Origin of the sequence: Agrobacterium sp. YIC 4121, from assembly GCF_002008205.1 — a bacterium.
Classification (GTDB): Bacteria; Pseudomonadota; Alphaproteobacteria; order Rhizobiales; family Rhizobiaceae; genus Agrobacterium; species Agrobacterium leguminum.
This window is the reverse complement of record NZ_MRDI01000024.1, coordinates 104,603-116,436: the sequence shown is the minus strand read 5'-3', so window position 1 is coordinate 116,436 and position 11,834 is coordinate 104,603. Positions and strand designations below refer to the sequence as shown.

The window sequence follows — 11,834 nt, the reverse complement described above, 5'->3', positions numbered from 1 at the left end:
TGAGTTGGCGATACCCTAAAAACAGCGTCCACGCCACAAACTGAACGATCAAAAGCCGTCGCGGGCAATTTTCGCGACGGCTTTTTGTTGTTTTTGAACAATTATTCCGCCATTCGAAGATGCTGCGGCGCTGCGCGGCGTTGATCGGGAAAAAATATAATAGTACTCTTTATGTCGACAAGAGGGATTTGATGATGACGGATATAATTGCTTCTGCCGAGCGCAAGCGCGGCTCCGGCGTGAAGATGGTCTATGATCTTCTGCGCGACGAGATTCTCGATCTGGTTCTGCCGCCCGGCAGCCCCATCGACGAGGTGCAGCTTGCCGAAAGGTTCAAGATGTCGCGCACGCCGATCCGCGAGGCGCTGGTGCGGCTCTCGGGCGAGGGGCTGATCGATACGTTGCCGAACCGTTCGACCATGGTGTCGAATATCGATTTCCTCAACATGCACACCTATTTCGATGCGCTGGTGTTGATGTATCGGGTAACGACGCAGCTTGCCGCGCAATATCACCGCCCGGAAGATCTGGCCGGAATCCGCGCCCATAATGCGGAATTCGCCATTGCGGTGGAAGAGCAGGATGCGCTGGCGATGATCTCCACCAATGCCGCCCTGCACCTTTCCATCGCCGAAGCCGGGCGTAACCCCTATTTTACCAGCCTGTTCAAGCGGCTGCTGGACGAGGGGCGACGCATCCTCAGGCTTTATTACCAGTCCTATGACGATCGTTTGCCGAAGCGCTTCGTCGACGATCATGATGAGATCATCGCGGCGATTGCCGCGCGTGATACCGTTCTTTCCGAGAAACTGGCCCGCGAGCATGCCGAGCAGATCGTGCGGCAGGTGCAGAAACTGCTGGTGCGAAACGAGCGTTTGGAAATAAATCTGTAGCTTGTCGATTTCTTGTCGACAAATAAAATACAAGATTGTAATGTCCTTGTCGAAAGGGTGGCGCGGAGGTGCGTCCATTCCCGAAAAACATGTCCCTTAGGAGCTTGAAATGACGGCCAGCATTTTTTCCGGCGTGATTCCCGCCTTGATGACCCCGTGCAAGGATGATCGCACCCCTGATTTCAATGCGCTTGTTCGCAAGGGCAAGGAACTGATCGCCGATGGCATGTCGGCCGTTGTTTATTGCGGTTCCATGGGCGACTGGCCGCTCCTGACGGACGAGCAGCGCATGGAAGGCGTCGAGCGCCTGGTGAAAGCCGGTATTCCGGTCATCGTCGGCACCGGCGCGGTCAACACGGCATCTGCCGTTGCCCATGCCGCCCATGCCCAGAAGGTTGGCGCCAAGGGCCTGATGGTCATTCCGCGCGTCCTGTCGCGCGGTTCGGTCATCGCCGCCCAGAAGGCCCACTTCAAGGCCATCCTCTCGGCCGCACCGGAAATCCCGGCCGTCATCTACAACAGCCCCTATTACGGCTTCGCCACTCGCGCCGATCTCTTTTTCGCGCTGCGCGCCGAGCACAAGAACCTCGTCGGCTTCAAGGAATTCGGCGGCCCGGCCGATATGCGTTACGCAGCTGAAAACATCACCAGCCGCGATGACGACGTCACCCTCATGATCGGCGTCGATACCGCCGTCTTCCATGGCTTCGTCAATTGTGGCGCAACTGGCGCCATCACCGGCATCGGTAATGTCCTGCCGAAGGAAGTCATTCACCTCTGCAAGCTGTCGCAGGCCGCCGCCAAGGGTGATGCCGATGCCCGCGCCCGCGCGCTGGAGCTGGAGCAGGCGCTCGCCGTCCTCTCTTCCTTCGATGAAGGCCCGGATCTGGTTCTCTATTTCAAGCACATGATGGTGCTGAAGGGCGACAAGGAATACACGCTGCACTTCAACGAAACCGACGCCCTGACCGACAGCCAGCGCGGTTATGTCGAGGCGCAGTTCAAGCTGTTCAACAGCTGGTATGCCGACTGGAGCAAGCTTCCGGGCGCCGTGCAGGCCTGCAAGGCTGCTTGAGCAGTCGCTGACGAGAAAACAAAAGGCCCGCAACTGCGGGCCTTTTTGCATTTATGAGATTTGATGCCTCTCGTCCGTCATACCGGACTAGATCCGGCATCCAGCCACGGCGCGTCTGCGCCGTGAAAGGACTCTTCCGCGATCAAGGACTTGATCGCGCTGGACCCCGGATCTAGTCCGGGGTGACGGAGAGGGGATGCTATGCAGTCGCAAAGAAAGCTGAGTGACGCTGTCGTTATGAGAAAGCCCGCGATCTCGGGCTTTTTTTATTTCCACATCCAAACGCGCTCAGGAAACCGCATCCAGCCCCTTCTCCAGCAACCGGTCGAGCCCGGCCATTTCGGCGGCGGTGAGGGTAATGCCTTCGCTTTCGGACTTCGCGCGTGCAGTGAAGCGGCGGCCCGAGGGCAGGCGGGCGCCCTGGCCGATGATGGCGTCGAACAGCACTTCCGCGCGCTGAAAAGGATCGCCGGGGCGCCCCTTGGCGAAGGTCTCAGGCGAAAAAGCGACGATCAGCTCGCCATGGGTCGGGGCAAGCGTGGTGGTGCCGAGAAATTCGAGCGCTTCGGGGCTGGTGAGATCGCCGATCATGATGCCGGCGAGAAGCTCGATCATGGTGCCGATGGCCGATCCCTTGTGGCCGCCAAAGGGCAGCATGGAGCCGGCAAGGGCCGCTTCCGGGTCAGTCGTTGGCTTGCCGTCGGCATCCAGAGCCCAGCCTTCCGGCAGGGGCTTTCCGGCCCGCCGGTGTAGTTCTATTTCACCACGGGCCGCAACCGAGGTCGCGAAATCAAAGACATAAGGGGAGGTGTCCTTGCGCGGCCAGCCGAAGGCGAAGGGGTTGGTGCCAAGCAGAGGCTTGGTTCCGCCGGTGGGCGCAACGGTGGAATAGCTCGGGCACATGACCAGCCCGGCGAGACCATTCGAGGTAAGGCCCTCGACTTCCGGCCAGAGCGCCGAGAAATGCGTGCAGTCATTGATGACGAGTGCAGCGATCCCCGCACGTTTCGCCCGCTCCACCAGAACCGGCAGACCAAGTTCGAAGGCGGGGTTGGCGAAGCCGCCACGGGCATTGACCTTGACGATGGCCGTGCCGTCGTCTTCAGCCACTTCAGGTATGGCGTCGGGCTTCACCTTGCCGGCCTTGACGGTGCGGAGCGCGCCTTCGATACGGTAGATGCCGTGGGACTTGCAGGCGTCCCGCTCACCGGCAGTAATGACGCGCGCCAGCGCTCCCGACTGTACATCATTCACCCCGGCCCTCAAGAAAATCGACTCGACCCGCTGGAAAAGTGCCTCAATGGTCAAGGTGATCGTGTCGCTCATCATAGTCCTCCGATAGGGCTCGCACATTTTGAATACATAAAGTATACAAAGGCGTGAGTATTGCAACGTGTCTTTTCGATGAAGCTCAGTCCCAGCAGAAGGTGACCCTCTCAAACACGAAGACACCTTAAGCCGTCATTCCTTTGCTTGTTACAGAAATCCGGTCGGCGCGTCTGCGCGTCGGAAAGCCTTTTTTAGCCCAAAGTTTTGGGCAGGCCAGATTCCTGTGACAACCACGGAACGAGGATGCCGGACGTTTCACCAACCTTGTCCGCTCCCCCCGGCGCTGGCTTGCGTAATCATCCGCGAACCTCATCAGTTCGCACATGCAAAAATTCTTTTTGTATACTCGTTGTATTTTTATGTTGATTTATCGCCGCCATAGGGAAATAGTGACCGCGCCTTCAAGGGCAGACCAATTGTGGGAGCAAATAAAGAATGAAAAAATCGGTCATCGTCGCCGGCCTCTTGGCCGCCACTTTCGCTATTACGCCGGCCAAGGCCGACAAACTTGACGACATCATTTCGTCCGGCACGCTGCGTTGCGCCGTCGTGCTCGATTTCCCGCCCATGGGCGCGCGTGATGACGCCAACAACCCAATCGGCTTCGATGTCGATTATTGCAACGATCTTGCCAAGGCGCTCGGCGTCACGGCTGAAATCGTCGAAACGCCGTTCCCCGAGCGCATTCCGGCGCTGATGTCCGGCCGCGTCGATGTCGGCGTTGCGTCCACCTCCGATACGCTGGAGCGCGCCAAGACGGTCGGCATGACGGTGCCTTACTTCGCTTTCGAAATGGCCGTTACCGCCAACGACAAGTCGGGCATCAAGTCCTTCGAGGACATGAAGGGCAAGACGGTCGGCGCGACTGCCGGCACGTTCGAAGCCATCGCGCTCGAAAAGACGGTCAAGGAATGGGGCACTGGCGAGTTCCGTCCGTACCAGACGCAGGCCGATGTGTTCCTCGCGCTCAGCCAGGGCCAGATCGACGCCACCGTTTCCACCTCGACGGTTGCGCAGTCCAACGTCAAGGGCGGCAAGTTCGCGGGCATCTCCGTGGTCGGCAAGGCGCCATATGACATCGATTATGTCGCGCTCTTCACCAACCGTGACGAATACGGCTTCATCAACTACCTGAACCTCTTCATCAACCAGCAGGTTCGCACCGGCCGTTACGCCGAACTCTATGAAAAATGGGTTGGCGGCGAAGTTCCTTCGCTCACCGTCAACGGCGTTTATCGCTGATCAGGACTTTTCGTAAACGGCGCGGTCAAGATGATCGCGCCGTTGATCGTTTCTGAAAAGGCGGGACGCTTAATGTTCAATTATACATTCCACTGGAATCAGGCGCTGAAGGCTCTGCCGCAGCTTCTGGACGGTGCGGTGGTGACGCTGCAGATCGCCATTCTGTCGATGGTGATCGGTCTTTCCTGCGCCATCGTGCTGACGCTGTTCCGGCTCTCCGGCAACCGCATTCTCGGCGCTTTCGCCGCCGTCTGGGTGGAAGTCGCCCGCAACACGCCGGCGCTGTTCCAGATTTACATGGCCCATTTCGGCCTTGGCAATTTCGGCATTCACCTCAGCCCCTATACGGCGCTTCTGGTCGGTATAGCCTTCAACAACGCCGGTTATCTCGCGGAAAATTTTCGCGGCGCGCTAAAGGCCATTCCCGATACGCAGACGCGCTCCGGCCGTTCGCTCGGCATGACCTCGATGCAAACCTTCCGGCTTATCATCCTGCCACAGATGCTGCGCGTCGCCTTTCTGCCGGCCACCAACCAGATGGTCTGGGCAATCCTCATGACCTCGCTCGGCGTCACGGTCGGCATGAATACGGATCTCGCCGGCGTCACGCAGGCGCTCAATGCGCGCTCGTTCCGCACCTTCGAATTTTTCGCGCTCGCCGCGGTCATCTATTACGTGATCGCCAAGATCGTCACGCTCGCCGCCCGTCTGCTGGCAGCGCGTCTGTTCCGTTATTGAGAGAGGTGAGCCATGTTTGAAACCGCTCTCACCTGGAGTGATCTCGCCTTCCTGGCCAAGGGTGCCGGTATGACGCTTGCCGTCACCGCCGTCGCCGTCACGGCGGGCACCATCATGGGGATCATCTTCGGTATCATCCGTGTCCAGTTCGGCCCCTATTGGTCGCTGCCGCTGACCTTCGTGCTGGATATTTTCCGTTCCGTGCCGCTGCTCATCCAGCTCGTGCTCGGCAACGCCTTCCAGTCGATCGCCAAGCTCGGCTGGCCGCCATTCACCACCTCCTGCGTGGTGCTGTCGCTTTATACGGCGGCCTATTGCACCGAGATCGTGCGCGGCGGCATCGATGCCGTGCCGTCGAATACGCGCCGCGCCTGCCGTTCGCTGGGCATGACCTGGTCGCAGGACATGCGCTACATCGTGCTGCCGCTCGCCACCCGCGTGTCGCTGCCCGCATGGATCGGGCTCACGCTCGGTGTCATGAAGGATTCGGCCCTGGTGCTCTGGCTCGGCCTCATCGAGCTTCTGCGCGCCTCGCAGATCCTCGTCACCCGCCTGCAGGAACCGCTGACGATCCTGATGATCTGCGGCGCCATCTACTTCCTTATCAGTTTCCCCATCGCCCGTTTCGGCGGGTATCTCGAAAGACGGTGGTCCCCCAATGATTGAGATCGAAAACGTCCGCAAATCCTTCGGCCCGCTGGAGGTTCTGAAAGGGATCAACCTCACCGTCAACAAGGGCGAGGTGGTCACCATCATCGGCGGCTCCGGTTCCGGCAAGTCGACGTTGCTGACCTGCATCAACGGCCTGGAGCCGATCGATAGCGGCAAGATCGTCATCGACGGCACGGAAGTGCATGCGAAGTCCACGGACCTCAACAAGCTGCGCCGCAAGGTCGGCATCGTCTTCCAGCAGTGGAACGCGTTTCCGCATCTGACAGTGCTTGAAAATGTCATGCTGGCGCCGCGCAAGGTGCTCGGGATTTCCAGGGAGCAGGCCGAGGAGATCGCGGTAAAGCAATTGACCCATGTGGGTCTTGCCGAAAAGCTGAAGGTCTATCCGAACCGCATGTCGGGCGGTCAGCAGCAGCGTATGGCGATTGCCCGTGCGCTTGCCATGTCGCCGGAATATATGCTGTTCGACGAAGTCACCTCGGCGCTCGACCCGATGCTGGTGGGCGAAGTGCTCGATACGCTGAAGATGCTGGCGGATGAGGGCATGACGATGATCTGCGTCACCCATGAAATGGCCTTCGCGCGTGATGTCTCGAATCGCGTTGCCTTCTTCCATCAGGGTGTGATGGCGGAAATCGGCACGCCGAACCAGCTGTTCGGCGCGCCGCAGCATGCTGAAACGCAGAAATTCCTGGCGAGCGTGCGGTAATGCCAGCCAATGATGTCATCGTCATCGGGGCCGGCGTCGTCGGCCTCTCGGCGGCAATCGCGGCGCAGGGCCGTGGCCTCTCGGTCACGGTCATCGACCGCGAGGGACCGGCGGCGGGCGCGTCCGCCGGCAATGCCGGTGCCTTCGCCTTCACCGATATCCTGCCGCTGGCATCGCCCGGCATTCTGTGGAAGGCGCCGAAGTGGCTGCTCGATCCGCTCGGTCCGCTCAGCGTGCCGCCTTCCTACGCGTTGAAAATTGCGCCGTGGATGTTCCGGTTCTGGCGGGCCTGCGCCGCTTCGAAGGTGGAGCATTCCACCGCTGCCCAGACCGCGCTGATGGATCTCGCCAAGGCCGAGCTGGAGCCGTTCCTGAAAAAGACCGATACCATCGCCATGCTGCGCAAGGAGGGCAACCTCCAGGTCTATGAAAGCGAGGTGGAATTCGAAGCCTCGCTTCCCGGCTGGAAGGCGCGCGAGCGGCACGGCATCGAGTTCCGGCATCTCAATGCCGAACAGATGGCTGAGATACAGCCCGGCATCGCGCCGCGTTTCACCTGCGGCACGTTCACGCCCGGCTGGTATTCCATCGCCGACCCCAAGCTCTACACGCTGGCGCTGGCCGAGCATTTCCGCACCATTGGCGGCCGTATCGAATGCCTCGATATCGCTTCGCTCAGGCCGCTGGAAGACGGTGTCGAGGTAGTGAGCCATGATGGGCGCACCCGCAAGGCCGCCAGGGTGGTGCTGGCGGCCGGCGCCTTTTCGCATCGCATCGCCCGTTCGCTCGGGGAAAAAATTCCGCTGGAAACCGAACGGGGGTATAATACGACCCTGCCGTCTGGCGCCTTCGATCTGCGCACGCAGGTGACCTTCGGCGGCCATGGTTTCGTCGTCACGCGGCTTTCCTCCGGCATCCGCGTCGGTGGCGCGGTGGAATTGGGCGGACTGGAGCTTCCGGCCAATTTCGCCCGTTCCGAAGCGCTGCTCACCAAGGCGAAAGCCTTCCTGCCGGGCCTGAAGACCGAAGGCGGCAAGCAGTGGATGGGCTTTCGCCCCTCGCTGCCGGACAGCCTGCCGGCCATCGGCCAAGCAAGGCACACGGCGCGGGTGGTCTACGCTTTCGGCCACGGGCATCTGGGGTTGACGCAATCGGCGGGCACGGCCCGCATCGTCGCCGATCTTCTGACGGGGCAAAAACCCGCCATCGATACAAGGGCATTTTCGCCGCAACGTTTCTGACGGGGATTTCCGATGTCTTCTTCCCTCTCGACAGCAGCCGTTCCTGAAGCCCGCAGCATTTTGGCCGGTTCGGCCGAAGGTCCCGTGATTGCGACGACCGAAGCGCTGAGTTTCTGGGGCGGGGTCGATCCCGCCACCGGCCGGGTCATCGACGTGCACCACCCGTTGCATGGCATCTGTCTCACCGGCGGTGTGCTGTTCATGCCCACCAGCCGTGGCTCCTGCACCGGTTCGGGCGTCTTGCTCGATCTTATCCTGACGGGCCGTGCGCCCTCGGCGCTGGTCTTCTGCGAGGCCGAAGACGTGCTGACGCTGGGCGCGCTGATCGCCGCGGAAATGTTCGGCAAGCCTTTGCCGGTGCTGCGCCTCGACGCGGAAAATTTCGCCCGGTTTTCCAAAGCCGTTCATGTCCGTATCGATGAGAAGGCCATTGAAGCCGATGGCGTTTCCCTTGCCATCACCCCGCCGGCGACGGCGCATCTCGATCTTGGGGATGACGACCGGGCCAAGCTCGAAGGACGCGATGGCATCGCCGTGCAGCAGGCCATGCGCATCACCGTCGCCATGGCCGCCCAGCAGGGGGCATCGGCGCTTGTCGATGTCACGCAGGGCCATATTGATGGCTGCATCTATGCCAGCCCCGCCAATCTCACCTTCGCGGAAAAAATGGCGGAGATGGGCGCGAAGGTACGGGTGCCGACGACCATGAACGCCATTTCGGTGGACAAGGCGCATTGGCGTTCGCAGGGCATGCCGGAGGATTTCGGCGACCCGGCCGCAAGGCTGGCGGATGCCTATGTGCGCATGGGCTGTCGCCCGACTTTCACCTGTTCGCCTTACCTGCTCGACAGCGCGCCGCAGGCCGGCGACATGATCGCCTGGGCCGAATCGAACGCGGTGATCTTCGCCAATACGGTGCTTGGCGCGCGCACGGCGAAACATCCGGATTTTCTCGATCTCTGCATCGCGCTGACGGGCAGGGCGCCGCTTGCCGGCGTCTATCTGGAGGAAAATCGCCGTCCTCAGCGCATCCTCAATGTGGCTTTGCCGCAGGGTGTGGATGATGCCTTCTGGCCGCTCGTCGGTTATCTGGCGGGCAAGGCCGCGCCGGATTGCATTCCGCTGCTGCGCGGCCTTGGCCCTGCGAAGCCGTCACGGGATGATCTAAAGGCGCTTTGCGCGGCTTTCGGCACCACATCCGCTGCGCCCATGCTTCATATAGAGGGCGTAACGCCGGAAGCCGGTCTTCCGCCTCTTGAAACGGCCGATATCGTCACTGTCTCACCCTCCGATATGGCCGCCGGCTGGTCGCTTCTCAATGAAGGGCCGGAAGAGGTGCAACTTGTCGCCATCGGCAGTCCGCACGCCTCGCTGGAGGAGTGCCACGCGCTTGCGGCTGAATTTGCAGGCCGCCGGCGTCACGCGGATGTCGCCGTCATCGTCACAGCCGGCCAGCAGGTCATCGATGCGGCCGGGCTGGACGGCACCCTGCAAAGCCTGCACGACAGCGGTGTGCAGGTGCTGCCTGATCTTTGCTGGTGCTCCATTTCCGAGCCGGTCTTCCCGACGAAGACCCGTGCCCTGATGACCAATTCCGGCAAATACGCCCATTACGGACCCGGCCTCAGCGGTCGCGCAGTGCGCTTCGGCAGCCTTGCCGATTGCGTGGAAAGTGCGCTGACCGGCCGTGCTCCATCCCTTCTTCCTTCATGGCTTTCCTAAGGAGTTTCGAATGCGCAGCATCAAGACCGTTCATGTCATTTCCGCCCATGCGGAAGGGGAAGTCGGTGACGTGATCGTCGGCGGTGTCAGGCCGCCGCCGGGCGAGACGATCTGGGAGCAGAGCCGCTTCATCGCGCGCGATGAGACCCTGCGCAATTTCGTGCTCAACGAGCCGCGTGGCGGCGTGTTCCGGCACGTCAACCTGCTGGTGCCGCCGAAACATCCCGATGCGGATGCCGCCTTCATCATCATGGAGCCGGAAGACACGCCGCCCATGTCCGGCTCCAACTCCATCTGCGTTTCCACCGTACTTCTGGATGGCGGCATCGTACCGATGCAGGAGCCGGAAACCCATATGCTGCTGGAAGCGCCAGGCGGGCTGGTGAAAGTGCGCGCCGAATGCCGCAACGGCAAGGCCGAGCGCATTTTCGTGCAGAACCTGCCCAGCTTTGCCGCAAAGCTCGATGTCGAACTCGAGGTTGAAGGCCTCGGTACGCTGAAAGTGGACACGGCCTATGGCGGCGACAGCTTCGTCGTCGTCGATGCCGAAGCTATGGGCTTTAGCCTGAAGCCGGAAGAGGCGCATGAGATTGCCCGCCTCGGCGTGCGCATCACCAATGCCGCCAACAAGGCTTTGGGCTTCGACCATCCCGAGAACCCGGACTGGCGGCATTTTTCCTTCTGCCTGTTTGCGGGCAAGGTGGAGCGCACGGCCGAAGGCCTGCGGGCAGGGGCGGCCGTCGCCATCCAGCCGGGCAAGGTGGACCGTTCGCCGACCGGCACGGCACTTTCGGCCCGCATGGCGGTGCTGCATGCACGTGGCGAAATGAAGGAGGGCGAAACCCTGACGGCGGTGTCGCTGATCGGCTCTACCTTCACCGGCCGTATTCTTGGAACGACAACGGTCGGCGACCGTCCAGCCATCCTGCCGGAAATCTCCGGTCGCGGCTGGATCACCGGTATCCACCAGCACATGCTCGACCCGTCCGATCCGTGGCCGGAAGGGTATCGTCTGACGGATACGTGGGGTGCGCGGTAAGGAGGACACGTCTCTTCTCCCTCATCCCTGTGACAAGCACAGGAATGAGGGAAGAGAGTGGATCACCCACCCAGCCGCTTCGTCGTCTCCCGCACGATCAGCTCGAAGCCGACATCCACCCTTGCGCCTTCGGGAACAACGGCATCCTTTTCCGCCTCCAGTATCGAAAGCAGCAACTCGCCCGCCCTGCGGCCGATCATCTGGGCATCGACGCGGATCGTTGAAATCGCCGGGTAACATTGCCGGCCGATATCGAAGTCGCCGAAGCCGAGGATGGAAATGCGGTCCGGGACACTGATTCCCCGTCGATGACATTCCATCAGCGCGCCGACGGCGGAAATATCCGATACGGCGAAGATGGCCTCGACATCCGGGGCCTTGGCCAGTAGCGAGCCGAGGGTCTTTGCCCCGTGGTCATAGGAGACCGGGGCGCTGCCCTCGCGGATGATGAGATCGTCGGCAATGCCGGCTTCCCGCAGGGCCGCGCCAAAACCGAGCAGGCGGCTTTCGCCGCGCCAGTCCTTCACATCGCCATCGGCCCTCGATCCGAGCGCGCCGATTCTCTTGAAGCCAAGCGATATCAGATGCTTGGCGGCAGTTCTTCCCACTTCGTAGTTGGAAAAACCGACCGCATGGTCGATCGGGTGTTCGGGAACGTCCCAGATTTCCACGATCGGGATACCGGCGCGCATCAGCACCTCGCTCGCCATCTTGGTATGCACCGTGCCGGCGACGACGATGGCATCGGGGCGGCGCTCCATCATGGTGCGGATGACGCGTTCTTCCTCCTGCAGATCGTACATGGTGTAGCCGATGAGCAACTGGTAATCGGCGGCGCGCAGCGCATTGGCGAGCCCCTGAGCGCTATCGGCGAAGTTGGAGTTGGTGAGCGTCGGCAGGATGGCGGTGATGAAATTGGTGCGGCGGGAAGAGAGCGAACCGGCGATTCGGTCCGGCACATAGCCCAGCTTCTCGATGGCTTTCATCACCTTCTGGCGGGTCTCTTCCGACACCAGTGCGGGATCGGCCAGCACCCGCGAAACGGTCATCTTGGAGACGCCCGCGAGTTTCGAGACATCGCTCATGGTAGCTTTTTTTGACGTGACTAACGCTGCGGCCAAGGGCGTGCGCTCCATCAAAGCATGTCTCCCTAAATTCGAACCGGTTCAGGACA

Annotated in this window: 11 protein-coding genes; 9 read left to right on the top strand and 2 right to left on the bottom strand. The window is 61.3% G+C overall.

Features of this window, described 5'->3' with window-relative positions; all coding sequences use genetic code 11:
- Nucleotides 1-194: 194 nt before the first annotated feature.
- Nucleotides 195-893, top strand: coding sequence for a GntR family transcriptional regulator (locus BTE54_RS21265; protein ID WP_031234148.1), 699 nt, complete (start codon nucleotides 195-197; stop codon nucleotides 891-893).
- 109 nt (nucleotides 894-1,002) lie between these two features.
- Nucleotides 1,003-1,968 carry a dihydrodipicolinate synthase family protein gene (locus BTE54_RS21260; RefSeq protein WP_078053904.1) on the top strand — a complete coding sequence of 322 codons (966 nt, stop codon included), beginning with the start codon at nucleotides 1,003-1,005 and terminating at the stop codon, nucleotides 1,966-1,968.
- Between the two features lie 288 nt (nucleotides 1,969-2,256).
- On the opposite strand, the gene BTE54_RS21255 is transcribed toward BTE54_RS21260, so the two are convergent.
- The gene (locus BTE54_RS21255) at nucleotides 2,257-3,294 is read right to left on the bottom strand and encodes an Ldh family oxidoreductase (RefSeq protein WP_078053903.1); all 1,038 of its coding nucleotides are present in this window, start codon (nucleotides 3,292-3,294) and stop codon (nucleotides 2,257-2,259) included.
- A gap of 438 nt (nucleotides 3,295-3,732) precedes the next feature.
- Here BTE54_RS21255 and BTE54_RS21245 point away from each other — a divergent pair, with 438 nt between their 5' ends.
- The 7 genes from BTE54_RS21245 to BTE54_RS21215 all read left to right on the top strand — a co-directional run bounded on the left by BTE54_RS21245 (nucleotide 3,733) and on the right by BTE54_RS21215 (nucleotide 10,660).
- The gene (locus BTE54_RS21245; protein ID WP_003521709.1) at nucleotides 3,733-4,539 is read left to right on the top strand and encodes a transporter substrate-binding domain-containing protein; all 807 of its coding nucleotides are present in this window, start codon (nucleotides 3,733-3,735) and stop codon (nucleotides 4,537-4,539) included.
- 72 nt (nucleotides 4,540-4,611) lie between these two features.
- Complete coding sequence (locus BTE54_RS21240) at nucleotides 4,612-5,277, top strand: amino acid ABC transporter permease (RefSeq protein ID WP_078053901.1); 666 nt, start codon at nucleotides 4,612-4,614, stop codon at nucleotides 5,275-5,277.
- Between the two features lie 12 nt (nucleotides 5,278-5,289).
- Nucleotides 5,290-5,943, top strand: coding sequence for an amino acid ABC transporter permease (locus tag BTE54_RS21235; protein ID WP_078053900.1), 654 nt, complete (start codon nucleotides 5,290-5,292; stop codon nucleotides 5,941-5,943).
- A complete protein-coding gene (locus tag BTE54_RS21230; RefSeq protein ID WP_078053899.1) occupies nucleotides 5,936-6,658 on the top strand; it encodes an amino acid ABC transporter ATP-binding protein in 723 nt (240 codons plus the stop codon). The genes BTE54_RS21235 and BTE54_RS21230 overlap by 8 nt, the downstream gene beginning before the upstream one ends.
- Entirely contained in the window at nucleotides 6,658-7,899 is a 1,242-nt protein-coding gene (locus tag BTE54_RS21225; protein WP_078053898.1) for an FAD-binding oxidoreductase, read from the top strand. Before BTE54_RS21230 ends, BTE54_RS21225 begins: the two co-directional genes overlap by 1 nt.
- A gap of 12 nt (nucleotides 7,900-7,911) precedes the next feature.
- Complete coding sequence (locus BTE54_RS21220; protein WP_078053897.1) at nucleotides 7,912-9,621, top strand: aconitase X; 1,710 nt, start codon at nucleotides 7,912-7,914, stop codon at nucleotides 9,619-9,621.
- A gap of 10 nt (nucleotides 9,622-9,631) precedes the next feature.
- Entirely contained in the window at nucleotides 9,632-10,660 is a 1,029-nt protein-coding gene (locus BTE54_RS21215) for a proline racemase family protein (RefSeq protein ID WP_078053896.1), read from the top strand.
- Nucleotides 10,661-10,722: 62 nt separating this feature from the next.
- Here the strand turns inward: BTE54_RS21215 and BTE54_RS21210 are convergent, their stop codons facing one another.
- Nucleotides 10,723-11,745 (bottom strand): LacI family DNA-binding transcriptional regulator, encoded by a 1,023-nt coding sequence (locus BTE54_RS21210; RefSeq protein ID WP_065657691.1) that lies wholly within the window; start codon nucleotides 11,743-11,745, stop codon nucleotides 10,723-10,725.
- Between the last annotated feature and the right edge of the window lie 89 nt (nucleotides 11,746-11,834).

Excerpts from the sequence above, each read along its gene's own strand:
- BTE54_RS21265 (WP_031234148.1), top strand. The coding sequence starts at position 195 with ATGACGGATATAATTGCTTCTGCCGAGCGCAAGCGCGGCTCCGGCGTG.
- BTE54_RS21260 (WP_078053904.1), top strand. The coding sequence starts at position 1,003 with ATGACGGCCAGCATTTTTTCCGGCGTGATTCCCGCCTTGATGACCCCG.
- BTE54_RS21255 (WP_078053903.1), bottom strand. The coding sequence starts at position 3,294 with ATGAGCGACACGATCACCTTGACCATTGAGGCACTTTTCCAGCGGGTC.
- BTE54_RS21245 (WP_003521709.1), top strand. The coding sequence starts at position 3,733 with ATGAAAAAATCGGTCATCGTCGCCGGCCTCTTGGCCGCCACTTTCGCT.
- BTE54_RS21240 (WP_078053901.1), top strand. The coding sequence starts at position 4,612 with ATGTTCAATTATACATTCCACTGGAATCAGGCGCTGAAGGCTCTGCCG.
- BTE54_RS21235 (WP_078053900.1), top strand. The coding sequence starts at position 5,290 with ATGTTTGAAACCGCTCTCACCTGGAGTGATCTCGCCTTCCTGGCCAAG.
- BTE54_RS21230 (WP_078053899.1), top strand. The coding sequence starts at position 5,936 with ATGATTGAGATCGAAAACGTCCGCAAATCCTTCGGCCCGCTGGAGGTT.
- BTE54_RS21225 (WP_078053898.1), top strand. The coding sequence starts at position 6,658 with ATGCCAGCCAATGATGTCATCGTCATCGGGGCCGGCGTCGTCGGCCTC.
- BTE54_RS21220 (WP_078053897.1), top strand. The coding sequence starts at position 7,912 with ATGTCTTCTTCCCTCTCGACAGCAGCCGTTCCTGAAGCCCGCAGCATT.
- BTE54_RS21215 (WP_078053896.1), top strand. The coding sequence starts at position 9,632 with ATGCGCAGCATCAAGACCGTTCATGTCATTTCCGCCCATGCGGAAGGG.
- BTE54_RS21210 (WP_065657691.1), bottom strand. The coding sequence starts at position 11,745 with ATGAGCGATGTCTCGAAACTCGCGGGCGTCTCCAAGATGACCGTTTCG.